The sequence below is a fragment of the Sporomusa rhizae genome (assembly GCF_041428845.1).
In the GTDB taxonomy this organism is placed as follows: Bacteria; Bacillota; Negativicutes; order Sporomusales; family Sporomusaceae; genus Sporomusa; species Sporomusa rhizae.
Window position 1 is genome coordinate 1 of sequence record NZ_CP156925.1, and the last position, 26930, is coordinate 26930.

Sequence of the window (26930 nt, forward strand, 5' to 3'; positions counted from 1 at the left end):
ATGAGCGCGGATACCGCTTATATGGCGAGCATTTGGCAACAGGCACTGGTACACATGAAGAAAGCGTTTATTAAACCGCTTTTTGAAACATGGATCAAATCAACAATGCCACTGTCAATCAATGATGACGTTATTGAAATTGGCACTCCAAAACAGTTTGTTAAAGAGTGGCTGGAAAGCCGCTATGTGCCTGTTATTAAGGCTGCCTTAAAAGCTGCCGCCAACAAAGATTTTGAAGTCGTCTTCATTAATATGGACGTCGAAATGGAAGAACTGGAATTAAACCCTTTACTCGAAATGGAGCCTCTCGAAGAAACCAGCAGCATTTCTAATATGGTCGAGCAAAATAAGAAAACTGCTAATGGAGAAGTTAACAAGGCAATTGAACCCCGTGCTGATCAGGATGTTAATAATACCGATTATTTAAAGTATTTGGATGACATTGGCGATATACCGGAAGCCGCGGCAGCGCTGTCACCGGCCGTATCTGTTCTGGATAAGCAGAAACCGGCTCTAAAAGTCAATATTCAGACAGAAAAACGCAATTCTTCTGCTATCACCAGCAGTTTATCTACTCCTGACGAATTTACACTAAATCCAAAATATGTTTTTTCTACCTTTGTTATCGGTAACTCCAACAGACTGGCACACGCTGCCTCTCTTGCTGTCTCGGAAGCGCCTGCGCAAGTGTACAACCCCTTCTTTATTTATGGCGGCGTTGGTCTTGGAAAAACCCATCTTATGCACGCCATCGGCCATCGTATTAAAGAAAATAATCCCAATATGAAGGTTGTCTATATTTCGAGTGAAAAATTTACCAATGAACTTATTAATTCAATTATTAGCGGTAATCCTGAAAGTTTTCGTCAGCGTTACCGTAATATAGACGTTCTTTTAGTCGATGATATTCAGTTCTTATCGAAAAAAGAACATACCCAGGAAGAGTTTTTCCACACCTTTAATACTTTGCATGAAGCCAATAAACAAATCATTATTTCCAGTGACCGGCCACCGCGCGAAATTCAAACACTGGAGGACAGGCTTCGCTCCCGGTTTGAATGGGGCTTAATAACCGATATTCAAACCCCGGATTTAGAAACACGCATTGCCGTCTTAAGAAAAAAAGCAATGATGGAAAGCCTAAATGTCCCCAATGAAGTTATAGTCTACATTGCCAGCCGGATTGAAAACAACATCCGCGAACTGGAAGGAGCTTTCATTCGAGTCATTGCCTATGCTTCTTTAAACAATCTTCCTATCGATATAGATTTAGCCACAGAGGCCCTTAAAGACATTTTCCCCAATGGCCGGCCAAAACAAATAACGACAGAACTTATCCAAGATATTGTTGCCGGACATTTTAAAATAAAACTAGAAGACTTATCTGCCAAGAAACGTACTCGCAATGTAACATATCCGCGTCAAATCGCTATGTACCTATGTCGCGAGCTGACTGAAACTTCCCTGCCAAAAATCGGTGAAATATTTGGCGGCCGTGACCATACTACCGTAATACATGCTCATGACAAAATCAGCCGCGAACGAAATGCGGATGCTAAACTAAGTAACACAATAAAAGAACTTATTAAACGCATCGAATCGTAGCGTGTATAACTCTGTGTATAACTACTGCTTTAAGATGTACACAAAATGTTAATAACTTTATTCAGTGAATTTCCTGTTAATATGTTGATAACCATCATATTACTTATCGACATATTATTCACATCTTATTATCAACATATTTGTGCATTTGACATATTTATCAACATATCAACAGCGCCTACTACTATTACGGCTATCTTATTATTTATATGTTTTAATTAATAATAATATAACCGCTTCCTAAAATTTTTATCCTATATAACCGCAAGGGGGCTTTTCCTGATGAAAATTACCTGTGCTAAAGACAGGCTCAACCATGCCGTACAAACAGTCCAAAAAGCAGTGGCTGCCAAAGCTACTCTGCCAATTCTCTCAGGTATCTATCTATCCGCCCAAGACAACAAGCTAGAATTACAAGCAACTGATTATGAAATCGGAATCAGCTGCACTATAGATGCAGAAGTAGATATTCCCGGCCAAATTGTGCTATCTGGCCGATACTTCCAAGAACTAGTTAAAAGGCTTCCAGGCGAAAGTGTTGAGATCTCTTCCTCTGGTGAAGACCGCACTATAAAAATTACGGCAGGCTCTTCACAATTTAATTTGCTTAGCCTGCCTGCCGAAGAATTTCCTGTATTAAAATCCTTATTTGATAAAACTACTGGTATAAATTCTTTAACAATAAAAGACAATGTACTACGTGATCTTATTAAAAGAACAGTTTTTGCTTGCGCTACGGAAGAAAGCAGACCGATTTTTACCGGCGCTTTATTAGAATTAACAGAGCAAGATGTGCGGATGGTAGCTACAAATACTCACCGTTTAGCATTAAAAAAGAGCTTAACGGAAAATACTAATAGCAGCAATGCATTAAAAATAGTAATACCCTCCAAAGTGCTTAATGAATTGGCCCGCTTATTATCATCTGAACTGCCTGTTGATATTAGTATTTGCTGGGAAAAGAACAAAGTTGCTTTTAATTTTGAAGACGTATATCTGGAATCAAGATTGATTGAAGGACAATACCCTGACTATAACCGAGTAATTCCGCCAGACTTTGGTACTATTGCCACCATTAATACAGCGCTGTTTATGGATGCAGTAGAAAGGGTTTCACTCATGGCCAAAGATGGTGAATACAATGTTATTAAGTTTCAGTTCAATCCTAACGAAGTAATAATAACATCTAATAATCCCGATATTGGAAAAGCCTATGAATCAGTGCCGGTAACAACCGAGGGAACTGACATAACCATTGCCTTTAATGCAAAATATGTAACAGACATCTTAAAAAACATCGGCTCGTCTGAACTGTACTTCTCATTAAATACCCCACTGAGTCCGGCAAGTATTAAACCTACCAATGATGACAACTATACTTATATAATTACTCCAGTACGTACCAACTAGCGTAAAGTTAACAAAATAGCCTCTGTTAGGAGGATTGTTGTGGAAGAAATTGAAATATACACAGAAGAAATAAATATTGACCAGTTGCTAAAATGGGCAGGAATTATTGAAAATGGAGCTCAAATCAAGCCCATGCTTGAAGATAAGCTCATTAAACTAAACGGTGTGCTTGTTGCCGAACGCCGGAAAAAAGTTCGCCCTGGAGATAGTATTGATATCGCTGGTATTGGTAACTGGAAAATTATTAAAGGTGAGGCATGCGAGTAAATCGGCTTATTTTACATAATTTTCGGAATTATGTAAATATAAATATTGAATTTACGGCTAATATCAATGTTTTTATTGGTCCTAATGCCCAAGGTAAAACCAATCTCCTGGAAGCCTTATATATAGCTGCGATGGGAAGATCCCATCGCACAACTACTGATCAGGAGTTAATTCGCTGGGATCAGACGGCGGCAAGCGCCGAGGTCGTTTTTTATCGACAAGAGGTTGAGAATTCGGTAAAAATCAAATTTATAGCAAACCAGAATAAGGAGATACTATATAATAGTCATCCCGTTCCAGCACGCGAGATTATAGGATCATTGAATGCTATATTATTCTCACCTGAAGACTTATTGTTGATAAAAGGAGCGCCGGCTTTACGTCGGCGCTTTTTGGATAATGAAATATCTCAGGCAAATCCTCCCTATTATAAGCATTTGCTAAATTATAACCGGATGCTGCACCAGCGTAATAATCTCTTAAAGAAAATCAGGGAAGGTAAGTCCAGTGCCGAATTACTCTCTCCTTGGGATGAACAAATAGCAAATACAGCGGCTACGCTTACTCAAAAGCGCTTGGAAGCCGTTAAAAAATTGACAATGCTGGCCAACCTTCATCATCGTAAGATTACCAGCAGTCAGGAAAATCTAACAGTTGCTTATCATATAAACGGACTAAATCAAGATAAAACGGATGATTTAAAGTCTTGGTATCTGGAGCAATTGAACCAACAACGCCGTCAGGACATTATGACAGGCAGCACCAGCGTCGGCCCACACCGTGATGATTTAATATTTTCCGTTAATGGAAAAAACTTACGTACTTTTGGATCCCAAGGCCAACAGAGAACAGGTGTATTGGCTTTGAAGCTGGCCGAACTCGAATTTATTAAGTCTGAAACAGGGGAATATCCTATATTGTTATTAGATGATGTTATGAGCGAACTTGACGCCGCACGCCGTTCTGAGTTACTCTTATTTATTAGGGAACGTATTCAGACTTTCATTACAGCTGCGGATGAACAATACTTTTCTCAATCGAAAATTGGCAAATTCTATCGCATCTTAGGCGGTACCGTAACGGAGTGATCGTTATGTTTCGTATCAAGGAAGTATTGTCAGGTACGATAAAATCCCTGGGAATTACAAAACAATATAATGCCCAGTCTGTAATTGTGCATTGGCCGGAAATTGTCGGTGAAGATATCTCCAGCCATGCATGGCCTATTTCCACTCAACGTGGCATTTTGTTGTTGGCTGTGAATAATTCTGTATGGAGCCATCATTTATTAAGTTTAAAACCGGAGATTATTAATAAAATAAATACATTTCTCAACGAAAAACTCATTGTTGATATCCGTTTTCAAGCAGGAGATTTACGAAAATACCAGAATCATCAAGAAGGTGAGGAATTTGATTCCTTACTATATCCAGCGAAACTTGGTTCTGAGGAGTTAGCTGATGTATGGAAGGCTACTGAAGCTATAAAGGATCCAAACTTAAGAAAAAAATGCTATTATGTTTTAATAAAGCAAACTGGAATGAATAAAGCTAAGCAAAACCAAGGCTGGCAGCCTTGTAAAAGGTGCAGTGTATTAGTTCCGCCTAGGCAACGCTATTGTACGGTATGCAGCAGAGATCAGCAACGGGAGAAAAAAGAAGCTATAAAAAAGCTTTTGGTAGAAGCTCCCTGGTTTACTTATCAGGAAGTTAACCAATTTATCCCTTGTAGTCCGCGCGATTTTCATAATGTTAAAAAACGCTTGATTCATAAATATATTCATGCTTTATTTGAATCAGGCTGGGACAAGCTTAATGATGCTGTATTAGTAATGCTTATGACTGGAGTCAAACCAGATAAGATAAATCAAGCAATGGTCGATACTGTTATTGGAAAAATAAAAGTGCGGCTTGCGGAAAAAGTCAGGAGGAAAAACAATGTTCTTGCATCTAGGCGCTGATACTGTTATTCCTTTGCGCAGTGTGATTGCTATTTTGGATTTAAAAATAACTGGTTCGGCGATTACAGAACAATACATAAAGAATGTAAAGTCCATGAACAAAGTAATAGATATTTCGGATAATAGTGCTAAAAGTTTTGTTGTAACCGACCAAAACATATACCTGTCAGCCATATCTTCACAAACATTGAAAAAGAGGGCTGACTATATACCGGTCGGAGATCAGGAATAACGGGGGTTTGGCAATATGGTAGATATGAGTGATACAACAGTAAACGGCAGCTATGGTGCGCAGCAGATTCAGGTTCTAGAAGGTCTAGAAGCTGTTCGCAAACGCCCAGGTATGTATATTGGCAGCACATCTGCCAGGGGTTTGCACCATCTAGTATACGAAGTAGTTGATAATAGTATTGACGAAGCCTTGGCTGGTTTTTGTGACAGAGTTGAGGTAAAAATACGTAAAGATAACAGTATAACAGTTATTGATAATGGGCGCGGTATTCCGGTAGATATGCATGAAACAGGTAAACCGGCTGTCGAAGTTGTGCTTACCATCCTTCATGCAGGCGGAAAATTCGGCGGTGAAGGTTATAAAGTATCGGGTGGTCTTCACGGAGTCGGTGTTTCGGTAGTAAACGCTCTATCCGAGTCGATGGAGGTTGAAGTCAAGAGAAACGGCAAAGTTCACCTTATTCGATTTGAACGTGGAAATACAGTGGAAAGTCTTAGAGTAATAGGTGAAACAGAAGAAACAGGAACCAAAACTACGTTTAAGCCTGATAAAGAAATTTTTGAAGAAACCGAGTATAGTTTTGATACGTTAAAAAATCGTTTACGGGAATTGGCATTTCTAAATAGAAATATAACAATTATCCTCGAAGATGAAAGAACAGAAGAAAAGGAAGAATTTTATTATGAGGGTGGTATTACCTCCTTTGTTGAATATTTAAACAGAAATAAGGATGTCGTTCATAATAATCCTATTTATTTAAACGGTGCAAAAGATACTACTCTTGCCGAAATTGCTATTCAATACAACGATAGTTACGCGGAAAATATATATTCCTTTGTTAACAATATCAATACGCAAGAAGGTGGCACTCATCTTAGCGGCTTTAAAATTGCCCTAACCAGGGCTATTAATGATTTTGGCCGTAAGCTGAACCTGCTTAAAGAAAATGAGGAAAACCTTAGCGGTGAAGATGTTCGGGAAGGTTTGACAGCCGTAATTAGTATCAAAATTCAAGAGCCGCAATTTGAAGGTCAGACCAAGACCAAACTGGGCAATAGTGAGGTACGTGGTGTTGTTGACAATATTGTGTCAGACGGCCTTAATGAGTTTTTTGAGGAAAACCCTGTTGTTACCAAAAAAGTCATTGAAAAAGCCGTTATGGCTTCCCGCGCCCGGGAAGCTGCCCGTAAGGCTCGGGAACTTACAAGACGTAAAAGTGCGCTTGAATCCAGCTCATTGCCGGGTAAGCTAGCTGACTGTTCGATAAAAGACCCGGATCAGGCTGAAATTTACCTCGTCGAAGGCGACAGCGCCGGTGGTTCGGCTAAACAAGGCCGTGACCGTCGGTTCCAGGCTATCCTCCCCTTACGCGGTAAAATTCTCAATGTAGAAAAAGCCCGGATGGATAAAGTTCTTAACAATGAAGAAATTAGAGCCATGATCACCGCATTTGGTAATGGTTTTGGCGAAGATTTTGATATTGAGAAACGCCGTTATGGTAAAATCATTATCATGACAGATGCCGACGTTGACGGATCTCATATTCGTACCTTGCTGCTAACTTTCTTCTACCGCCATATGCAGCCGTTAATTACAGGTGGTCATGTTTATATTGCTCAACCGCCGCTGTATCTTGTTAAAAAAGGCAGGGAGAGCTGGTATCTCTATAGTGATGCCGAAATGGACAGCTTACTTGCAAAAATAGGCCGCGAGGGCATTAATGTTCAACGATACAAAGGCTTGGGCGAAATGAATCCTGAGCAGTTATGGGAAACAACGATGAACCCTGAGACAAGAACAGTCCTCAGAGTTGAACTGGAAGATGCCATGTCTGCTGATGAAATATTCTCAGTACTTATGGGAGATAAAGTAGAGCCAAGACGTAAGTTTATCGAAGAAAACGCCAGCAAAGTTAGAAATTTGGATATATAAAATAAAAACACGGCTTTATAGCCGTGTTTTTTGCGTAAAACGACTTTTTTTTAGTAAGTAAGAGCGTTTTAAATATATAGACACGGATGTCGATTAATAGTAATATAATGGATATATATAATATCTATAGTTAATAACTATGAATAAATTACCGATATAAATAATTAGAGACCAGCAAATCTGGTCTTTTTAAATTAGTAACTCTTTTTGGGAAAGGGGGATAATATGGAGTTTGGTAGATAATTTACGTATAAGACAGCAGCATATGTATTTATACTGCTAGCAACGCCGTGATTACTTATCCCCAATAATAGAATAAACTTCTTTTATACAATTAGGAGGTAACAGGTGCTAAACGAAATAAGATTTACTATAGGTAAAAAAATAGTAGCCACTGTATTGTTTGTTGCAATTGCTTTTAGTAGTTTATGTGGGTATACTTTCTGGCAGCTTAATGAAATAGAAGATGGTTATAATTCCCTTCTGTCCCGTAGTGTTCCATTGGTTTTTGAGGTCAAAGATATGACGCTGGAGCTTAGAACACAAGGGTATTATGCCAGAGGATTTCTTTTAACTGGGGATAAAGCGTACATAACTAAATATCAGGATTCAAAACAAAAAATGCAGCAGCTTTTTACTAGTTTGGAAAAGAAATTAACTACTCCGGAAGGTAAGCAAAAAATTTCCGAGTTGAAAGTAGTTGTAGCGAAATATCAGGAAGTTACCGAAAAGACACTTGAGATAAAAACGCAAAAAGGAACCGAAGAGTCTTTAGCTTATATGAGTGAAGCCGGGGCAGTTAGCAAAGAGACTCAAGTAAAAATGGATGATTTTGTTATTTTTCTAACAGAAAGAATGGATTTAAGAGTTCAGCAAAATCATGAGAATCAAAATAAAATCGAAAAATTAATCAGTATTTTAGATATTATTATTATTGTGTTCGCTATAATTATTGCTTTATGGCTTTCCCGCAAAATTGCGACACCGGTCAATATGATATTAAAAGAAGCTAACAAAATAGCCGGTGGCGATTTAGCAAAGTCTAATTTAGTGTATACAGGCAATGACGAAATCGGGGATATGGTAAAGGCCTTTAGCCATATGGGAGTTAGTTTACGGGATCTCATTCAGAAAACAACAGCAGCTTCTAGCCATGTAGCAAACTCCTCAGTTAATTTAACAGAGGGAGCCCAACAATCGGCCCAGGCATCGGTACAGGTTGCTGAAGCAATCACTCAAGTATCTATGGGAGCAGATCAGCAGGTAAGGGCGGTTGCTGGAGCTGTAGCAATTGTAGAAGATATGTCTGTCAGTATTAATCAAGTCGTTGAAAATGCTAACACCGTCTCAGAAACATCGCGAAAAGCATCCGATACCGCAACACACGGTGAACAGGTTATTGATCAAGCTGTAAGGCAGATGGCAAACGCCGAAAAGACGGTATTGGATTCTGCTGAAGTAATCGCCGAATTGGGTGCCCGATCGCAGGAAATAGGTCAGATTGTGGAGACCATCTCAGGTATTGCCGGTCAAACCAACCTATTGGCGTTAAATGCCGCCATCGAAGCAGCCCGTGCCGGCGAGCAGGGACGTGGTTTTGCCGTCGTTGCCGAGGAAGTACGGAAATTGGCGGAACAGTCACAGGAAGCGGCGAAAAAGATATCCGAAATGATAGCCAGGATTCAAGGCGATACAGACAGGGCTGTAGAAGTTATGAATAGAGGTAAACAAGAAGTAGAAAGCGGTGCTGGTTTAGTGCAAAATGCCGGAAGCGCTTTTAAAGATATAAGGGAATCTGTTGATATTGTCTCAATGCAAGTTAATGACATATCTTCTTCAATCCAGCATTTGGTCGAAGGTAGTGAACATATTATAGAAGCAGTTCACCAAATTGAAGTTGTGAGTAAGGAAACGGCATCACAAGCTCAATCTGTTTCGGCAGCCACAGAGGAGCAGTCGGCCTCTATGGAAGAAATATCGGCTTCTAGTCACGCTTTGCGACAGATGGCTGACCAATTAAGTGATGAAGTCAACCGGTTTAGATTATAAATAGATACAAAAAGCCCGCTATTAGGTCTTTCGGCCGATAGCGGGCTGTGTTTTTTACCTTTATTTTACATTAATAATTTTACCCTGAGTAATTGTTGCTAATTGATCGGGGGTAAGACAGAATACATCAAAAGGTGTTCCGGCAGCAGCCCATACCTCTTTAAACCGGAAAAGGTCGGCATCAATAAAGCAAGGCATTTTTGTAGTATGGCCGACGGGGGGAATTCCGCCGATAGCAAATCCGGTTGTTTCTTGAACATAGTTCGCATCCGGCCTGGTGACAGCTTCTCCTAGATATTCTTTCATTTTTTTTTCATTTATGCGATTATCCCCGCTCGCTACGATTAATACAGGTGTACCACTGGTTTTGCCGCGGAAGACTAAAGATTTTACAATTTGTCCAACTTCACAGCCGATTGTATTGGCCGCTTCCACACAGGTTCGGGTGGAATCCTGCATTGTTACTACTTTAAGGCTCAGATTATATTTATTAAGTTCTTCCTGGATTTTAAGTGCACTTTTTCCTAATATTTCAGCCATAATTTTCAGATCCTCCTATTGATTAATGAATAATTATGTATTATTATACAACTTTTCCCATGAAAGTGAAGTGCTTTTAGCATTTACTTTATAGGGGGCATATAATACATAAACATTATGTCAGAAAGGAAGATGAAAAATGACAGATAGAAAAACTGAAAAATTTCACGGCTGCTGTCATTTAAATTTTACTATATTGCCGGCAAACAGGCCACCCGCTAATGATGCCGGATTTTGGGTACAGGCTAAAGCAAGTGGCGAAGTATGTGGATTCGATAACTGTGGTAGTATATCCGTTTAAATCGCAATGAAAACGAGTAGAATTTAAAGTTCAATAATAACCGGGGTTCCTATGCTGACTTTGCCAGCCAGCTCAAGTGCATCCCGGTTGTACATACGAACGCAGCCTTTGGATACAGCACCGCCAATGGACGAAGGGTTATTGGTACCATGTATTCCATAATGGGGTTGACTTAGGCCCATCCATATTGCACCAAATGGACCACCAGGGTTAGGAACTTTGCTAACAATATAATATCTGCCAGTCGGGGTACTGGTAGCGTTTTTACCGACACCTACTGGATAACTCCGGACTATCGTATTATTGTTCAATAAAAATAGAGTACGGCTTGATAGCTTAATTTTAATCGAATAAGCCATTATTTTTCACCTCCGATACTATACTATGCCGAAGCCGAGTGAGAGTGATGAAGAAAATAATTAGATTTCTTTAGTAATAGCACCCTATAGTTGGAGGAATTGACAGAAATTTCATGAATATATTTTTAAGTATAGTATTGGGGTGATATGATCTTTTTTTAAGGGAGTGATCTTGGATAATGGTGCACACATCGGAGTGGTTCAAAGGAATCAGGGGTAAATTGGCCTTATGTTTATTTTTTACCGGATTAGCCCCGCTAGGGGGAATTTTGCTTTTAATGAGTATTTTATCGACTTTCCAGTTTCAAGGCTTTATCTTTACTTATACCATTTTATCTGTGTTGATATTACTGTTATGGTCTGTGATTGTTTCCAAAAAAATAGCTAAGCCGGTACATCAGTTACTTGTTAATTTAAAGGAAATGGCTGCCGGTGGCGGCGATTTAAAGAAAAAACTTACGATTATATCCGACGATGAGATTGGTGAATTAGCCCACAATACGAATAATGTCATGGAAAAAATATCCGACTTAATTGGAGAAATTACCCAAATAGGTGGCAAGGTTTCAGAAGCCAGTAAGTATTTATCAGATTACTCAGAGCAAACCACGGAAGCTATGCGGCAGACTACAGGGAATATAGGAGAAATAGCTGCCGGGTCATCACAACAGGTTCATGATTTGGAAGCCTGCAGTCAGTCTACCATACATGCCAGTTCCCAAATTCATGATACTAACAAATTAGCCGGGCAAACTGCCAAATTAGCCCAGGAAGCCAGTGCCAGCGCAGTAGAAGGCGCATCTCAGGTTAAAGAAGCAATTGTGACTATGACCGGCGTAAAATCCCAGATGGATGTATCTGCTAAAGCAATTCATGGATTGGCAGCCCGTATTAATCAAATAGGTCAAATTGTTGAAGTAATTACTGAGATTGCATCTCAAACCAATTTATTGGCTTTAAACGCTGCGATCGAAGCAGCCCGGGCAGGAGAGCAAGGCCGGGGTTTTGCCGTAGTCGCCGATGAAGTTCGTAAATTGGCTGAAAACTCCCGGCAGTCGGCTGAAGAAATTACCAAGCTGGTTATGGGGGTGCGTCAGGAAACAGAGGATACTGTTGCTGCTATTGAAACAGCACTTAATCAAGCGCATCGCGGCGCAGAGATGGCCGGTAGTTCGGAAGCGGCATTAAATCGAATAATTACTATCAGCCAATCGCTTAATGAACAAGTAAACTTAATGGCAAAAAATACAGCAGGTGTGACCGATGACATTGAAAATATTACGGCGAATGTAAGGGAAATTACCGATATTGCCCGCCATTTCTCTGGTGCCAGCCAGGAAATTAACGCTGCCAGTGAGGAAGTTTTTGCCACTATCGAGAAAATCGCAAAATCGGCCTATGAATTGAATGGCATGGCTCAGAGTATGGAAGAAATGACAGCCCAGTTTGTGGCCGTTGACGAGGGTACTAGAAAACGAATTAAGGATAAATTAAATAAAGCGCGGGAGTTGCTCTATACATATGGTCCAATTCATATAAATAGCCGGAATCAATTGATGGTAGGGGATATCGTCATCAATAATAATGATCAATTAGTTGATGAAATATCCCGTAAAGTGGGAGCGGCTTTTACTGTATTTCAAAGTAATACAAGGATTGCCACAACGGTTACTACAAAGACTGGCCGAAGAGCGACCGGTACTCCTGCAGCCAATTATGTAGAAAAAGCCGTTTTAAAACGGGATACTGAATATATCGGCAGAGCAACCGTTATGCGGCAGTGGTATATCGTAAATTATGAGACACTAAAAGATAAACATGGACAGATTATCGGAATGCTGTTTGTGGGTGAAAAACAAGCCGATTAAAAATGAACAATGGTAAAGCGCAATAGATGGTTCTAAGCTGTCTATCGCGCTTTTTTTATTGGAGACAGGCCCACTTTCTCCAATATGATAATAAATTAGTAAAAAGGCAGAGATTGCTTTTATGACATAACAAGTATGAAATTGATTACAATCGAAATATTCAAGGGATTTCTCAGAATAAGAAAAGGAGGCAAGAACTATGGCTTATGATTTTGAAAAACTAATTAAACAAGACCGCGACGAGCACAAACAATATAAGTTTGACGGTACGTTACTTGATTATTTGTCAATTGTAAAAGAAAATCCCAGTATTGCCGTATTAGCCCATCAACGTATGTACGATCTGCTGGTTAAATCCGGCGTTGAAACACTTAAGACCGAAGAAGTTACCCGCTTAAAACGAATTTATGGCAATGATACACTCAAACGCTATAGTTTCTTCCAAGACAAATTTTTTGGTATCGATAAGAGCATTATGAAAATTATGCGTTACTTTCATTCGGCGGCAATGAAAGGGGAAGAATCCCGCCAGGTTCTGTATTTGGTCGGACCGGTAGGAGCCGGAAAATCTTCGATAATGGAATCCTTAAAGCAGGCGTTGGAGATGAGTCCAACTATCTATGTACTCAAAGAATGTCCAATGCGGGAAGAGCCGTTGCACCTAATTCCCAAACATTTACGACCACAATTTGAAGAGTTATTAGGAGTTAAAATTGAAGGCGATTTGTGCCCAATTTGCCGCTACCGCCTAAAACATGAATATAATGGCGAATTTGAACGATTCCCCGTAACTACATCCGAATTCTCCATTAGGTCCCGCAAAGGCATTGGTGTTGTTCCGCCGGTAGATCCGAATAACCAGGACACCTCCGTGTTGTCAGGTTCTGTTGATATATCTAAGCTTGATTTATATCCTGAAGATGATCCCAGAGTACTATCGTTAAACGGTGCCTTTAATGTTGGTAACCGGGGTGTGGTTGAGTTTATTGAAGTATTTAAAAACGATGTTGAATATCTCCATACCATGATAACCGCAACCCAGGAAAAATCTATTCCGTCGCCAGGAAAAGGGGCTATGATTTACTTTGATGGTATTATCCTGGCTCATTCTAACGAAGCCGAGTGGAATAAGTTTAAATCAGATCATACTAACGAAGCTATTCTTGACCGTATTGTCAAAGTAGAAGTGCCCTATTGCCTGGAACTTGATGAAGAGGTCAAAATCTATCGCAAAGTACTGAAAAACAGTAGTTTCAATGCTCATATTGCGCCCCATACCATCGAAGTGGCCTCCATGTTTGCCATTCTTACCCGTTTAACGCCGTCGTCAAAAGTTGATCAATTAACAAAGCTGAAGATCTATAACGGCGAAGAAATCGTAGAACAAGGTTCAACCAAGAAGATCGATGTCTTTGAGCTTAGGGAGGAAGCGCCGCGTGAAGGAATGACAGGAATATCCACTCGCTTTATTATGAAAGCACTGGATACCACTTTGTCCGAATCTGAATTCAACTGCATTAATCCAATTGCGGTTATTGATACAATGGTTAAAGCGGTTAAAGATCTTGCTATTGCCGAAGATGAAAAGAAACGGTATCTTGGTTTTCTGCAAGATACGATTAAGAAAGAGTATAACAAAATACTAGAAAAAGAAGTGACGAAAGCCTTTATTCACGGTTATAAGGAGCAGGCTGAGAGTTTGTTTAATAACTATCTCGATCATGCCGAGGCATTTGTAAATTCAACAAAACTAAAAGATAAGAATACCGGAGAGGAACTGGAGCCTGATATCAAATTCCTGCAGTCCATAGAAGAGCAAATTGGTATTTCCGGTACAGCCGCCCAGGGTTTCCGTCAAGACGTCACATCCTATATGTTTACTGTTATGCGTAATGGCGGAAAGATTGAATATAAGAGTTATGAACCACTCAAGGAAGCTATTGAAAAGAAACTAACCGCTTCGGTCAAAGAGCTTTCCCGGATTATTACTCAGGCCAGAGTGCGTGATAAAGAGCAGGAAAGTAAATTTAATGCCATGGTCGAAGCTATGAAGGAAAACGGCTATTGTCCGCATTGCTGCAATGTAGTGTTAAAATATGCAGCCAACAATTTGTGGAAGGATTAGTGTAGGAACGGAGGTGGACGTATGGCAATATTTAAAGAAGGACGTATCGGCCAGTCTGACCGTTCGCAATATGATCGAAAACGCCATAGGGAGCTTGTTGAGGATGCGATAAAACGCAATCTGGGCGATATTATTGCCGAAGAAAGTATAATTGGTCAAAGCAAAAATAAAAAAATAAAGATACCTATTCGTGGTGTCAAAGAATATCAATTTATTTACGGTAAAAATAACGGCGGTGCAGCTAGCGGCACAGGTGAAGAAGAACGCGGCCGAGTTGTTGGCCGTACTAACAATCAGCAAGAAAAAGGCTTGGGTCAAGCCGGTAATGAACAGGGAGAAGATATTTACGAAACCGAAATAACTATGGACGAAATCGTAAGCTATATGTTTGACGATATCAACCTGCCTGATCTGGAACGGAAAAAATTTGCTCTGCAGGAAACGGAGTATAAATTTAAAAAGTCGGGCTACCAGCGTAAAGGTATTCCGCCAAGATTAGCTAAAAAACGGACAATGGTAGAAAAAATTAAACGTCAACAAGGTCTTGTCCGTGAAAAGGTATGTACAGAGGCTCAAGTGTCTGATGATGGTCAAATCGTACGGGAACGGGTGCCTTTTCGCGAAGACGATTTACGGTATTTTAGAGTCAAGGAAGATATCAGAAGACATTCGAATGCCGTAGTTTTCTGCATTATGGATGTGTCTGGTTCGATGGATCAAAGTAAGAAATATCTGGCTCGCACTTTCTATTTTCTTCTATATCAGTTTTTGTTATGGAAGTATGAACAAGTTGAGGTCGTGTTTATTGCCCACACAACTGAGGCTAAAGAAGTCAATGAGCGTGAATTTTTCCACCATGGTGAGTCGGGGGGAACAATGATTTCGAGCGGTTATGTCAAGGCTTTGGAGATAATTGATCAGCGGTATAACCCAACAGTTTGGAATATCTATGCTTTTCATTGTACTGACGGTGATAATTGGACGGAGGATAATCCGCGGACAATAGAAAAGGCTATAGAATTAACAAGTGTCAGCAATTTAGTAGGGTACGTTGAGATATTGGCTAACTATGGGTATGGAATTACCATTCGTCGTGAGCTCGAACAAAAAATTAAGGATAAAAATTTTATTACGGTGTCTATGGGACGCAAAGAAGATGTTTGGCCGGCACTTAAGAGGATATTGGAAAAAGAAACGGAAAATAGTGAACCTGGTATGGGGACAGACGCCGGGGGTGATAACTAGTGGCGGCAGATTATATAATCAAAGACCTGGAAGTGTGGAGCCAAAACATTGAGCAGCTTGTCAGCAAAAATGGACTTGACTGTTATGAACAGCAGTTTGAGATTTGCAGTTACGAAGATATGCTGTGTTATGAAGCTTACGTAGGTATGCCGTCCCACTATCCGCATTGGAGCTATGGTAAAGCTTATGAGCGGCAAAAGACTTTTTATAGTTATAACTTAACCGGACTACCTTATGAAATGGTAATAAACTCCGACCCTTGTATTGGTTATCTCATGCGGGATAACACTTTACTCCTGCAAATACTGACAATTGCCCATGTATACGGACATAATGACTTTTTCAAAAATAATCGCATGTTTAAAGAAAATACCCGGGCGGAACTTACTGTGGAGATGTTCAAAACCCATGCCAGCAGAGTGCGTGATTATATTGCCGATCCCAGTATCGGCGCTCAAAAAGTAGAACGAATACTTGACGCGGCCCATTCTCTGCGGTTCCAGGTTAGACGTCAGGGAGAAGGTAAACCACCTACAAAACAGGAACTGGCAAAAGAAAAACCTGAGGAAATACCTGACAGACTGAAGTCCGACCTGTTATGGTTCTTAAGTGAACGCGGTAAGTTAGCCAATTGGGAACGGGATTTGATTAATATCGTCAGAGAAGAAACCTTCTATTTTATGCCTCAGGTGGAAACAAAGATTATGAATGAAGGATGGGCCAGCTATTGGCATTATAATCTGCTTAATGAACTAAACTTGCCGCAGGGCTTGCATTTTGAATTCCTGCAGCGTCATAATCTGGTTGTCCGGCCGCATGAGGGGAGGATCAATCCGTATTTTATCGGTTTTAAAATATTTGAGTATCTTGATAAAAAATACGGACGGGATAAAATATTTGAAATAAGATCTCAAGAAAGGGATGCTTCCTTCTTAAGGAGGTATATAAACCAGGAATTATGCGACGAAATGAATCTATTTACCTACAAAGTTCGTGGAATTGACATTGTAGTCGATGAAGTTGCCGACGAAGACGGCTGGAGGGCTATCCGGGATGAATTGGCTAACGCAGCGGGTTTAGGGATGGTGCCGGAAATAAAGCCGTGCAGTATAGAAAATGGTGTGCTTATCTTAGAGCATGTCTATGATGGGCGGGAACTGGAAATGAATTATGCCAAAGAAACTATTAAATACGTTGCCGAACTGTGGGGCGGCAAAATAGATTTGAAGACCAAGCTAAACAATAAAAATAAGATAATCCGTTGTACAGAAGATAAAATTGTATCTGTATGGGATGAATAATTAAATAATGCTGCCTTCTTTAAAGGTGAGCTAAAATAGCTTCAGTATAAAAAATCCCCGGTATAAAGCTCTAAGCTTTATACCGGGGATTTTACCATATTACTTATATTCTTTCGCCGCTTCCTCGCCGGTAAGTACGCGGTACGCGCCTTCGGCCAGGGCTTGTAATTCATTTTCGCCGGGAAGAACAGTAACAGGAGCAATAAAACCAACATATTCTTTGAGTTTAGCGGTAAGTTTTTCAGAGTAAGCAATACCGCCGGTAAGAATAATATAATCTACTTTTCCACAGACAGGTACAGCAGCTGCTGCAATACTCTTAGCCACCGTATAGATCATAGCCTCATAAATAAGTTCAGTCTTTTTATCGCCAGCAGCAACACGACGTTCTACTTCACGTACATCATTGGTGTCAAGATGGGCGACAAGTCCGCCTTTACCTGCTAACATTTTGGATACAGAGCGGCAATCTATTTTTTCATTGAGAATTGATTCGGCAAACTGTCCGGCCGGAATTGTACCGGCGCGTTCCGGTGAAAATGGACCTTCGCCGTCCAAGGCATTATTAACGTCAACGACATCACCCATGGTATGGCAGCCAACAGAAATGCCGCCGCCTAAATGGGCAACAATTAGGTTGAGGCTGTCATAGGAACGGTTGATACTTTTGGCAAACCTTTTGGCAACTGCTTTTTGGTTAAGAGCATGAAATATACTTCTGCGGGTAATTTCCGGACGGCCGGTAATCCGTGCTACCGGAGCTAATTCGTCAACAACTACCGGATCAACAATGTAAGCAGGACAGTCAGTTGGTTTGGCTATTAAGTCGGCTAGAATAGCGCCAAGGTTACTGGCATGAGCACCATATCGGCTATTTTTTAAATCATCAATCATAGTCTCATTAATTTGATAAGTACCGCTGACCATGGGTTTTAATAATCCGCCGCGGCCGACTACTGCTGACAAATCGGTTGCAGCGACATTCTTTTCCGCTAAAATTTCATTGATCTTTTCCAGTCGGTATTCAAATTGGTCGATGATACTAGCAAATTTAGCAATATCTTCGGAACTATGGCTAATATTTTGAGCAAAAACTTCGTCAGTATCATGGTATAAACCAATCTTTGTGGATGTTGACCCTGGATTAATAGTTAAGATTTTATAAGGCATGACTAACCTCCATTTTATTTTGTTATTCTTATTGTAGTATTATTAACCATTTTTGTTAAGTCCTAGAAATGAAAAAGAAAAAAGCGTCTTTTTTTCTAGACGCTCGCGACTATAAAAATTTTGAAAAGTATTAGCCTAACCGGATTAATCCAAGGAGGATCAACAATGTTCCAGGAAGATAGGGAAAGCGCTTTTTTAACTTTTCAGGGAAGAATTTTTGCGAAGAGTAGTAGCCGCTTGCAATACATACCATATGTATTATTCCTATGACTATTGGTGTGTAGAGAGGCAGCGGCCCCATTAGCGCGGCGGCAAAGGTACCTACCATCGCATCGGCACCTACTGCCAGACCTAGGAATATGGCTTCCAGTGAACTGATATATCCTAATCTGTCAACATCAGCCGTTTCCGGTTTAGCCATTATGCTAATAACTAAACGGCCTAAAGAAAACGTTAAATTCCTGGCGGTAACTTCACCGTCAATTTCATAAGATGCAACATCCTTGGTGAAATACTGCTGAAATAAACTCCAGATGCCCAGCATAATCAATAAAAAAGCTCCAATACCGATAGCGATAGCTGTGTTAATAAATTGACCTACCATATAGGCCATAGCCAGAGCTATAGCAGTGCAAATACTGGCCACAACTCCGACAATGCACAGAGAAGCAAAAGGCATGCGGATGTTTTTAAGGCCATAAGCTATACCTGCGACAAAGCCGTCAATACTGACAGCCAAGCCGAGCAACAATACATAGAAAATGCTCATGAACCGAAACGCCTCCTGTATAATGGTAAAACTAATTTGGCTTTCGCCTAATAGAAAGGCCTGTTTTTTTGAAAAGATGCTAGCAACGACTTTTTTTAGCTAAGGGATTGACACAACTCCTGTTTTCTATAGTAGTATATGGTTAGTGGCAAAATTCGGTTACAGGCAGGATTAAATAGATAGTTTTTAGATATAAGCAGAAATAATGCAGGATTTTTTTGCTTAAGTGGGGAAAATATAGTAGAATGTCGAATTATTGAGGTGGTTTTGTGCAAGAAGGTTTTGATTTTGGTTTGGGTAAGGTCTTACCAATTAAAATTGAAGACGAAATGAAAAATTCATATATCGATTATGCTATGAGTGTAATTGTTATGCGGGCGCTGCCAGATGTCAGGGATGGTTTAAAACCTGTTCATCGGCGGATTCTTTATGCTATGCATGAAGCCGGGATGGCTGCCAATAAGCCTTACAAAAAATCGGCGCGTATTGTCGGCGAAGTTTTAGGTAAATATCACCCTCACGGTGATAGTTCGGTTTATGATGCTATAGTGAGAATGGCCCAGAACTTTTCCAGCCGCTACATGCTGGCAGATGGACACGGAAACTTTGGTTCGGTTGACGGCGACTCTGCGGCAGCAATGCGTTATACTGAAGTCAGGATGTCGCGGATTGCTGAAGAAATGCTGGCCGATATTGAAAAAGATACCGTTAATTTTGTTCCCAACTATGATGAATCATTAAAAGAGCCGTCCGTATTGCCGGCAAAAATACCTAACCTGTTGGTAAACGGTTCTTCAGGAATCGCAGTTGGTATGGCTACTAATATTCCCCCTCACAATCTTGGCGAAGTTGTAGATGGCGTTATTATGATGATTGATAACCCGGAGGTAACTATTCCGGAATTAATGATGGCCATTAAGGGTCCGGACTTTCCAACAGGAGCTCTAATTTTGGGACGGGAAGGTATTAGACAAGCCTATACTACCGGACGGGGCAGCGTAAAAATGCGGGCTCAAGCCAGAATTGAAAGCATGTCCAGTGGGAAACAGCGGATTTTAGTTACAGAAATACCCTATCAGGTTAACAAAGCAAGATTAGTTGAAAACATTGCTACCCTTGTCAAAGATAAAGTAATTGACGGGATCACTGACCTCAGGGATGAGAGTGACCGTACAGGCATGCGGATAGTTGTTGAGCTTAGACGTGATGCCAATGCTGATATTATCTTGAATCAGCTCTATAAGCACACGCAAATGCAAGAAACATTTGGGGTTAATATGCTGGCGTTAGTTCACGGTAAACCCCGGGTACTTAACCTGCAGGAAGTGCTGCATCATTACATCGACCATCAAAAAGTTGTTATTGTCCGCCGTACCAAGTTTGAATTAGACAAAGCGCGGGCACGGGCGCATATTTTAGAAGGTTTGAAGATTGCGCTTGATCACCTGGATGCGGTTATCACCACAATCAGGCAATCGCAAACTCCTGAGATAGCCAAGAATGCTTTAATTGATAAATTCGACTTAAGCGAAAAACAATCGCAAGCCATCCTGGATATGCGTCTCCAGCGCCTGACCGGTCTGGAACGTGAAAAGATCGAGATGGAATATAAAGATATCATGGAAACCATTGAATGGTTGGAAAGTGTACTGGCCGACGAAGGCAAAGTTCTAAACATCATTAAAGAGGAACTTCAAGATGTTAAGAAGCGGTTTGCTGACGAACGCCGTACCATTATTACCAGCGATGTGTCCAAGATGGATATGGAAGATCTTATTGCTGAAGAAGATATCGTAATCACCTTGACCCACCAAGGTTATATCAAACGCTTACCTGTTGATACCTATCGCAGTCAGCGGCGCGGTGGCAGGGGTGTTACCGGTATGGGAACAAAAGAGGAAGACTTTGTTGAGCATTTGTTTGTGGCCACAACGCATCATAACCTCTTGTTCTTTACTACCAGGGGCCGGGTGTACCGGTTAAAAGGCTATGAAATCCCAGAAGCCGGCCGGACGGCAAAAGGCACAGCCATCGTGAATCTGCTGCAGGTGGAAAAAGACGAAAAAATTACGGCGGTTATTCCGATAAAAGAGTTTACCGGCAAACGCTACTTATTTATGGCTACCCAAAAGGGTACCGTTAAAAAATCAGAGTTACTTGACTTTGATACTGCCCGCAAAGGCGGCTTAATTGCCATCTCCTTGGATGAAGATGATGATTTAATTGGTGTTAAGCTGACGAATGGTGAACTTGATGTAATTATGGGAACCCGGGAAGGCAAAGCCATCGTTTTCCATGAAGCCGATGTAAGGGTAATGGGACGTACAGCTCACGGCGTAAGAGGTATATCTTTAGAAGATGGTGACCAAGTAATTGGTATGGATGTAGCCAAAAAAGACGGCGATGTGTTAACGGTAACCTCAGAAGGCTATGGTAAACGAACACCAGTTACCGACTACCGTGTAACCGGCCGGGGCGGTAAAGGCGTAATTAACATCAAACCGAACTCAGCAGAAAAAATCGGTTGTGTCGTCGGAATTAAGATTGTTAAACCAGGCCAAGAGCTAATGTTGATTACAAGTGACGGAATTATTATCAGAATGGAAATTGATACTATTTCCGTTACCAGCCGCAGTACGCAAGGGGTAAAAGTCATGCGTACTGATGCGAAAGATCAGGTGGTTGCTTTGGCGGTTGTTGAGAAAAAAGCGAATAACGACTAAGGTTATAAGCGCCCTGCGTTAGTGGGGCGTTTTTTTTGTAATTGTTGGTAGATAACTTGACAGGATTAGCAAAATAAAAAATATTTTAAAAAATCTTCGGTGCTTGCAGGAAAATCTATCCTCTTAGTAGAAGATATTATCAAACAGGTCATCAAAGATGAGTAGTGAAACTAACTTTTAACACAAAGTATTTCTGTAAGGTACTCTGTAAGGTACTCTGTAAGGTACTCTGTAAGGTACTCTGTAAGGTACTCTGTAAGGTACTCTGTAAGGTACTCTGTAAGGTACTCTGTAAGGTACTCTGTAAGGTACTCTGTAATATTTCGCTGCTCATTATAGATGAGTAAAAACTAATTTGGAGGTACCGCGATGTTGGGGTCATTAAAGCAGGTCATGGACGCTCTCGATATAGAGACGTTCTTTATCTGCCATAGTGAGCAGGAAGGGCGAAATTTGATGCTGATGCTACTAAAAAGTATGGGCTTCAAAGATGTCGATATTGTGTTTGCGCAATTTGCGGGCCCAGGCGTTCGGGTTAGGGGAAGGGCATATGTACATCGGCCTGCGGATGAATACGGTTGGCTGTCGGTTGATGGCGGATTGGAAGGAAAATAGTATGAAACGAAAAGTACTGCTTATCCCTATTGATCCAGTCCATGATATTGGACTAAAAATGATCGCCAGAGGTTTGGAAAAGGAAGGGCATAGAACCATCCTTTTACCTCCGGATTTAACCTCGGAAGAAATTGTTGAGCAAGCGCTTTCAATTCCGGATGTAGACACACTGCTGATGAGCCGAACGTTAGGTTATGGTGTGGGGGATGTATTGGCGCGGTTTATTGACCTTGCTGATGCAACAGGAATACGGGAGAAAGTCAGGATTGGTATTGGGGGTATGGCTATCCGCCCTGAATTGGCGGCAGAACTGGGTTTTGATAAAGGGTTTGGTCCGGGAACAACAGTAGAAGAAACTATATGTTTTGTTGAGGAGCGGGAATATAAACCTGACTCAATGCGGGTGCAGAAGGCTAAGCGGGATATGACGGACGGATATGATTACGCTTACCTTAATAAGGACATTGGCGACAAACTTAAACTCATTACAGGAAGGATCTTGGAGTGGGTACAGGATAAGACATCTCCCGGGGTTGAGAGAGCCAAGGTGCGGGAAGAGCTTTGGGATGTGGAAAGATGGCGCAATCGTCAGGGTAACCCTGAGTTTGAAAAGGTTTATGCAGAGTTGTGTGGCGATATTCCACGCAAATATTATCAGTTAGGTGAATTGCATCCTAAGACCCGGCGGTTCAGAGTTGATGAAGTGCGTGGTTTTGAGAAATATCTGGAAGAGATAAAAGACCGGATGTCAGTGATGAAGCTTCAACACACCAGTAGAAAGCCGTTGATATTTAATCAATATGGCACAGGATGTCCTTTTATGGATGTCGGTCATGTTGTGACAAGTGAAGCCTGGGGCGCTGATGGTGTAGTTCATTTCGACCCTTCATGGGGTGCCAGGACCGAAGGGTTTCTCGACGGATTTTTAACTCATCAGGAAGATGGAACCGTTATTACCCCAGCTAATCTTAACCGTATACACATGGGTCTGGAAAAATCTACTTTATGGCAGGTCCGGGCGCATAGGGGTCTCAATACACCAGAGACAGTAGTGTTGGCGGGTAAAATAGGTGCTGACCTAACAAAGATCAATATATGCTATGGAGCGCTAGGAGCCGGCACCGATCCTGAACGGATGATTGTCGACGGCTGTCATTCCATACTATATGCTGCAAAATATGGTATGCCTTTTGACATTGTAACAAATGAAGAACTAGCCGGTGTTCCGGCGTACAAGGCTTTTGCCGGTATGCTAATCGTTGCCGATTTGGCAAAAAGACTTGGTGCCCGTCCTATATTGCAGCCACTCTTCGCCTATTCTCCTGAAGTTATGATACAGGAATATATGGAGGACAACTATATAGATTTTAATGCTGGAAAAGTGTTTGCGTTGCGTAGTATCATCAATGCGCCCATTTGGCCGGGAGCACCAATTGGTTTTTTGACACATACCGAAGATCGGGTGCAGTCAGCCATGACGACAGCCTTACATACTTGTTTGGCAGCATCGTTAGGTGTGGATGCTGTTTCTATAGCATCGACCGACGAGGCATATTCCGGGGGGCCGATTACCATTCCTGCTAAAATAGACACTTTACGCGCAGTTGCAGAAAGTTTCCGCTTTTTTGGGCAGGCCCGTGTTAAAGAGACAGAACAAGCACAGGTATATGCTGACCGCATTGTTGAGGGAATTAGTCAAGTATTAGACGATGTTATTCGCTGTGGTGAGTTTGTCAGCGCAATTCATGAGGGGCTCCTGGGAAGCAGAGAAGAAGGGGCATACCCCGGACGAGCCGGCAAGGGGACAGTGCGCAAAAGAGAGGGGTGCGTTAAATATGAAAGATCCTTATGCGGCAGGGAAATTTTGTAGTAATCCGTATGCCGAAAAAAAAGAGGTTGACGGTTCATTGGTAGTTATCCTTGATGGACGGATGGAAGACAGGGGGCTTGAATTGATTACGCCGATTTCCCGTTGTCTCAGAACTCATGATGTACATGAACTTATATTGACTGATGAATCAGCAAGGCCAGGTGAGAAAGTCAACCAGATTGCATATCTGGGCTTCTTCGAGGTAGCAAACGGAGGAGTAATTGTCTCCGGGGACAGGGTGTTACTTGATGAAAAGTGCATTGGTACTTTGGCGGGCTATGATGAAACTCATATGCCTAATCATCTCAATATCGTCATTCAAACCGATAAGTTATTAACCGGCATAGAGATGGAGGCAGGTTTAGGTAATAAAATTACCTTTAAAAGATAAAAAAACCTAATTTATTAAGGGAGGCAACAAGATGAGTATTGAAAAAAAATTGAAAGAAATGGGTCTGGAGCTTCCGGCAGCACCAAAGCCGGTAGCGGCATACGTACCCGCCGTTAAAGTGGGCGATTATGTATATACTTCCGGTCAAATTCCTTTTGTGAATGGGGAATTGGTATTTAAGGGCAAGGTTGGTAAAGATCTTGACGAATCCAAAGGATACGAAGCTGCCAAGGTTTGTGTTCTTAATTGTCTTAGTGTAATCAAAGCCCAAATTGGCAGTCTTGATAACATTGAGCAAGTTGTAAAAGTAGTTGGTTTTGTAAATAGTGCTGATGGTTTTACTATGCAACCAAAAGTAATTAATGGCGCTTCGGAGCTTCTCGGTGCTTTATTTGGCGAAAAAGGCCAGCATGCCCGTTCGGCCGTGGGGGTAAACGAATTGCCGCTTAGCGCTGCTTGTGAAGTAGAAATGATTGTCAAAGTAAAAGCGTAACCCAATTTAAAATAAATAAAAATATACTGGAGGAATTTTATTATGGCTTTTAAGTACAAATATCAAATGTATAAGCATCTGCAAGCAAATACTGCAAACATTTATGCAGATGCCCGTAAGGCTGCGGAAGAACTTAATATTCCGGCAGATATTCGTGGCAAGTTTGGTTTGACGGGTGGTATATCGGGCTGCCCGGCGCCGCTTCGTGACGATATTATGCATGCAGGAGAAGAAGCTGGAAAAAAAGTAATTCCTTTGGCTGTTATGGTTGACCAAATTCGCGAACTTGTTAAAGATATTTACGGTGATGAATATGATGCTGTGCCGACCAGTACTTGTGAGGCAGGCCTGTGGGTAACTTTCGACTCTCTGTTTACCCCTCCTAATCTGGGTCGTGGTGATAATTATCGTGCTCGTTACATTGCCCCGCTCGAAAAGCATTTCCATCATCAGGGTGGCTATGGCCGACCATTCCCTGGCCGTTATAAAGATATTATTGCCGACCGCGGTACTACTCCTGGTGAGCTTGGGTTCTATGGCAAACGCCAAAATAACTTGGACACTGTCATTGTGCCGCTTGCAGGTGGAAAATATGATGTTCATGGCATCAAATCCCATCCGGTACCGCTCTTAACTGAGGTTAACCCTGAACAAACCTATGAAGAAATGAAAAAATTCGCCCAAATACATGCCAGTATGTTTACCGGTATTACCTCGCTGGGTTATGAGACTCCGGGTTATGGTTATGGTAGTAAAGATAAGGATGGTTGCCCGGTATTGCAAAAAATGTATGCCAAATTAGCTAAAGAATATGGTGTTCCTTATGTTATTGATAATGCCTGGGGCGTACCTGGTATAGGCCACGATATCCGGAAATCCGGTGCCGATGTCATTATCTATAGTATGGACAAGGCTAGTGGTGCAGCTACTAGTGGTTTGATTATTGGTAAAGAAGATATTATGGTTCCTATCCGCCGGGCTATGGGAGTACACGGAGATAGATGGGGTACGGGTTCTTCTTATGGTAAAGCTGCCTATGTGACCTTTGATCCCGGCAAAGAAGCTCTTGCAACCCAAATACAGGCGTTGACTGTGCTGCGCGATCACCCTGAAGTTTACACTAAATCCGTAGATGACCTATATGAGGTGGTTGTAGAAGAGTTCGCAAACATTCATCCGAAGTTAAAAGCAGGCATTATCATCAATAAGTCCCATAATTCCCGTGCTGTTGAAATTAACTACGAAGCCACCTGGGCAAACGGCGAACTGGGAATGCCAATTTTCTCAATTGAAGATATGTATTCCGGTACAAACCTGCTGCAATCCGGCATGGCGCAAATGGGCGTAATCCCGACAATAGCATATGACGGTAATATCTACATTTCACCTGATCTTTCCACAACAGATAGCAAAGGAAATTTGCTAAAAGATGTTATGAGATATGGTGTAAAATCACAGGTGCGCTTAATGGAGATCATTGCTAAGTATGCAGGTATTATTTAAGCGACAATGCTGAATACGCAGTGTAGGCAATGGCATTGGGGGGCATTCCTCAATGCCTCAGCCTGCATGAATATCAGATCTACATCTGTGAGCATGGTTAGCTGCTCTTAAATCTATTTGCTAATGAGGTTGTATGCCAGGGTCTGAATTATTTAAGTGTATCTTTAAAATACAGAATATCCTTAATTTTTGCGCAAAGTAA

At 41.3% G+C, this 26930-nt stretch carries 23 protein-coding genes; 19 read left to right on the top strand and 4 right to left on the bottom strand.

What is annotated here, in order from left to right:
• From dnaA to SRRS_RS00040, 8 genes are all read left to right on the top strand, one after another.
• Positions 1–1605, top strand: coding sequence for a chromosomal replication initiator protein DnaA (dnaA, locus tag SRRS_RS00005; RefSeq protein WP_371365074.1), 1605 nt, complete (start codon positions 1–3; stop codon positions 1603–1605).
• A gap of 282 nt (positions 1606–1887) precedes the next feature.
• Positions 1888–3015, top strand: a complete 1128-nt coding sequence (gene dnaN / locus SRRS_RS00010; RefSeq protein ID WP_371365076.1) for a DNA polymerase III subunit beta — start codon at positions 1888–1890, stop codon at positions 3013–3015.
• A gap of 39 nt (positions 3016–3054) precedes the next feature.
• Positions 3055–3282: an RNA-binding S4 domain-containing protein gene (locus tag SRRS_RS00015; protein WP_371365078.1), complete on the top strand. Its 228-nt coding sequence runs from the start codon at positions 3055–3057 to the stop codon at positions 3280–3282.
• Positions 3273–4370 carry a DNA replication/repair protein RecF gene (gene recF, locus SRRS_RS00020; protein WP_371365080.1) on the top strand — a complete coding sequence of 366 codons (1098 nt, stop codon included), beginning with the start codon at positions 3273–3275 and terminating at the stop codon, positions 4368–4370. Before SRRS_RS00015 ends, recF begins: the two co-directional genes overlap by 10 nt.
• A 5-nt stretch (positions 4371–4375) precedes the next feature.
• A complete protein-coding gene (locus tag SRRS_RS00025; RefSeq protein ID WP_371365082.1) occupies positions 4376–5242 on the top strand; it encodes a DciA family protein in 867 nt (288 codons plus the stop codon).
• Positions 5220–5474, top strand: coding sequence for an extracellular matrix regulator RemB (remB, locus tag SRRS_RS00030; RefSeq protein ID WP_371365084.1), 255 nt, complete (start codon positions 5220–5222; stop codon positions 5472–5474). Before SRRS_RS00025 ends, remB begins: the two co-directional genes overlap by 23 nt.
• 15 nt (positions 5475–5489) lie before the next feature.
• Complete coding sequence (gene gyrB, locus SRRS_RS00035; RefSeq protein ID WP_371365086.1) at positions 5490–7406, top strand: DNA topoisomerase (ATP-hydrolyzing) subunit B; 1917 nt, start codon at positions 5490–5492, stop codon at positions 7404–7406.
• 348 nt (positions 7407–7754) lie between these two features.
• Complete coding sequence (locus SRRS_RS00040) at positions 7755–9455, top strand: methyl-accepting chemotaxis protein (RefSeq protein WP_371365088.1); 1701 nt, start codon at positions 7755–7757, stop codon at positions 9453–9455.
• Positions 9456–9515: 60 nt separating this feature from the next.
• Here the strand turns inward: SRRS_RS00040 and SRRS_RS00045 are convergent, their stop codons facing one another.
• Positions 9516–9995 carry a YbaK/EbsC family protein gene (locus SRRS_RS00045; RefSeq protein ID WP_371365089.1) on the bottom strand — a complete coding sequence of 160 codons (480 nt, stop codon included), beginning with the start codon at positions 9993–9995 and terminating at the stop codon, positions 9516–9518.
• A gap of 139 nt (positions 9996–10134) precedes the next feature.
• Between SRRS_RS00045 and SRRS_RS00050 the strand changes: the two genes are divergently transcribed.
• Positions 10135–10296 carry a hypothetical protein gene (locus tag SRRS_RS00050; RefSeq protein WP_371365091.1) on the top strand — a complete coding sequence of 54 codons (162 nt, stop codon included), beginning with the start codon at positions 10135–10137 and terminating at the stop codon, positions 10294–10296.
• A 23-nt stretch (positions 10297–10319) separates the two neighbouring features.
• Here SRRS_RS00050 and SRRS_RS00055 read toward each other — a convergent pair whose 3' ends face one another.
• Entirely contained in the window at positions 10320–10655 is a 336-nt protein-coding gene (locus tag SRRS_RS00055; RefSeq protein ID WP_371365093.1) for a L,D-transpeptidase, read from the bottom strand.
• A gap of 278 nt (positions 10656–10933) precedes the next feature.
• On the opposite strand from SRRS_RS00055, the gene SRRS_RS00060 reads away from it, so the two are divergent.
• From SRRS_RS00060 to SRRS_RS00075, 4 genes are all read left to right on the top strand, one after another.
• Positions 10934–12523 (top strand): methyl-accepting chemotaxis protein, encoded by a 1590-nt coding sequence (locus SRRS_RS00060; RefSeq protein ID WP_371365095.1) that lies wholly within the window; start codon positions 10934–10936, stop codon positions 12521–12523.
• Between the two features lie 199 nt (positions 12524–12722).
• A complete protein-coding gene (locus SRRS_RS00065; protein WP_371365097.1) occupies positions 12723–14648 on the top strand; it encodes a serine protein kinase in 1926 nt (641 codons plus the stop codon).
• A 21-nt stretch (positions 14649–14669) separates the two neighbouring features.
• Positions 14670–15893 (top strand): YeaH/YhbH family protein, encoded by a 1224-nt coding sequence (locus SRRS_RS00070; protein ID WP_371365098.1) that lies wholly within the window; start codon positions 14670–14672, stop codon positions 15891–15893.
• On the top strand, positions 15893–17194 hold the full coding sequence (locus tag SRRS_RS00075) for a SpoVR family protein (protein ID WP_371365100.1): 1302 nt from the start codon (positions 15893–15895) through the stop codon (positions 17192–17194). The genes SRRS_RS00070 and SRRS_RS00075 overlap by 1 nt, the downstream gene beginning before the upstream one ends.
• Positions 17195–17293: 99 nt before the next feature.
• On the opposite strand, the gene buk is transcribed toward SRRS_RS00075, so the two are convergent.
• A complete protein-coding gene (gene buk / locus SRRS_RS00080; RefSeq protein ID WP_371365102.1) occupies positions 17294–18364 on the bottom strand; it encodes a butyrate kinase in 1071 nt (356 codons plus the stop codon).
• A gap of 130 nt (positions 18365–18494) precedes the next feature.
• The gene (locus SRRS_RS00085) at positions 18495–19133 is read right to left on the bottom strand and encodes a manganese efflux pump (protein ID WP_371365103.1); all 639 of its coding nucleotides are present in this window, start codon (positions 19131–19133) and stop codon (positions 18495–18497) included.
• 269 nt (positions 19134–19402) lie between these two features.
• Here SRRS_RS00085 and gyrA point away from each other — a divergent pair, with 269 nt between their 5' ends.
• The 6 genes from gyrA (at position 19403) to SRRS_RS00115 (ending at position 26728) form a co-directional block, all read left to right on the top strand.
• The gene (gene gyrA, locus SRRS_RS00090; protein ID WP_371365105.1) at positions 19403–21856 is read left to right on the top strand and encodes a DNA gyrase subunit A; all 2454 of its coding nucleotides are present in this window, start codon (positions 19403–19405) and stop codon (positions 21854–21856) included.
• Positions 21857–22225: 369 nt separating this feature from the next.
• Positions 22226–22471: a hypothetical protein gene (locus SRRS_RS00095; protein ID WP_371365107.1), complete on the top strand. Its 246-nt coding sequence runs from the start codon at positions 22226–22228 to the stop codon at positions 22469–22471.
• 1 nt (position 22472) lies between these two features.
• The gene (locus tag SRRS_RS00100) at positions 22473–24341 is read left to right on the top strand and encodes a cobalamin B12-binding domain-containing protein (protein WP_371365109.1); all 1869 of its coding nucleotides are present in this window, start codon (positions 22473–22475) and stop codon (positions 24339–24341) included.
• Positions 24307–24732: a hypothetical protein gene (locus tag SRRS_RS00105; RefSeq protein WP_371365111.1), complete on the top strand. Its 426-nt coding sequence runs from the start codon at positions 24307–24309 to the stop codon at positions 24730–24732. The genes SRRS_RS00100 and SRRS_RS00105 overlap by 35 nt, the downstream gene beginning before the upstream one ends.
• 31 nt (positions 24733–24763) lie before the next feature.
• Positions 24764–25225, top strand: a complete 462-nt coding sequence (locus SRRS_RS00110) for a RidA family protein (protein WP_371365113.1) — start codon at positions 24764–24766, stop codon at positions 25223–25225.
• A 42-nt stretch (positions 25226–25267) separates the two neighbouring features.
• Positions 25268–26728, top strand: coding sequence for a hypothetical protein (locus SRRS_RS00115; RefSeq protein WP_371365115.1), 1461 nt, complete (start codon positions 25268–25270; stop codon positions 26726–26728).
• Positions 26729–26930: the final 202 nt, after the last annotated feature.

Excerpts from the sequence above, each read along its gene's own strand:
- dnaA (WP_371365074.1), top strand. The coding sequence starts at position 1 with ATGAGCGCGGATACCGCTTATATGGCGAGCATTTGGCAACAGGCACTG.
- dnaN (WP_371365076.1), top strand. The coding sequence starts at position 1,888 with ATGAAAATTACCTGTGCTAAAGACAGGCTCAACCATGCCGTACAAACA.
- recF (WP_371365080.1), top strand. The coding sequence starts at position 3,273 with ATGCGAGTAAATCGGCTTATTTTACATAATTTTCGGAATTATGTAAAT.
- SRRS_RS00025 (WP_371365082.1), top strand. The coding sequence starts at position 4,376 with ATGTTTCGTATCAAGGAAGTATTGTCAGGTACGATAAAATCCCTGGGA.
- remB (WP_371365084.1), top strand. The coding sequence starts at position 5,220 with ATGTTCTTGCATCTAGGCGCTGATACTGTTATTCCTTTGCGCAGTGTG.
- gyrB (WP_371365086.1), top strand. The coding sequence starts at position 5,490 with ATGGTAGATATGAGTGATACAACAGTAAACGGCAGCTATGGTGCGCAG.
- SRRS_RS00045 (WP_371365089.1), bottom strand. The coding sequence starts at position 9,995 with ATGGCTGAAATATTAGGAAAAAGTGCACTTAAAATCCAGGAAGAACTT.
- SRRS_RS00050 (WP_371365091.1), top strand. The coding sequence starts at position 10,135 with ATGACAGATAGAAAAACTGAAAAATTTCACGGCTGCTGTCATTTAAAT.
- SRRS_RS00055 (WP_371365093.1), bottom strand. The coding sequence starts at position 10,655 with ATGGCTTATTCGATTAAAATTAAGCTATCAAGCCGTACTCTATTTTTA.
- SRRS_RS00060 (WP_371365095.1), top strand. The coding sequence starts at position 10,934 with ATGAGTATTTTATCGACTTTCCAGTTTCAAGGCTTTATCTTTACTTAT.
- SRRS_RS00065 (WP_371365097.1), top strand. The coding sequence starts at position 12,723 with ATGGCTTATGATTTTGAAAAACTAATTAAACAAGACCGCGACGAGCAC.
- SRRS_RS00070 (WP_371365098.1), top strand. The coding sequence starts at position 14,670 with ATGGCAATATTTAAAGAAGGACGTATCGGCCAGTCTGACCGTTCGCAA.
- buk (WP_371365102.1), bottom strand. The coding sequence starts at position 18,364 with ATGCCTTATAAAATCTTAACTATTAATCCAGGGTCAACATCCACAAAG.
- SRRS_RS00085 (WP_371365103.1), bottom strand. The coding sequence starts at position 19,133 with ATGAGCATTTTCTATGTATTGTTGCTCGGCTTGGCTGTCAGTATTGAC.
- SRRS_RS00095 (WP_371365107.1), top strand. The coding sequence starts at position 22,226 with ATGTTGGGGTCATTAAAGCAGGTCATGGACGCTCTCGATATAGAGACG.
- SRRS_RS00100 (WP_371365109.1), top strand. The coding sequence starts at position 22,473 with ATGAAACGAAAAGTACTGCTTATCCCTATTGATCCAGTCCATGATATT.
- SRRS_RS00105 (WP_371365111.1), top strand. The coding sequence starts at position 24,307 with ATGAAAGATCCTTATGCGGCAGGGAAATTTTGTAGTAATCCGTATGCC.
- SRRS_RS00110 (WP_371365113.1), top strand. The coding sequence starts at position 24,764 with ATGAGTATTGAAAAAAAATTGAAAGAAATGGGTCTGGAGCTTCCGGCA.
- SRRS_RS00115 (WP_371365115.1), top strand. The coding sequence starts at position 25,268 with ATGGCTTTTAAGTACAAATATCAAATGTATAAGCATCTGCAAGCAAAT.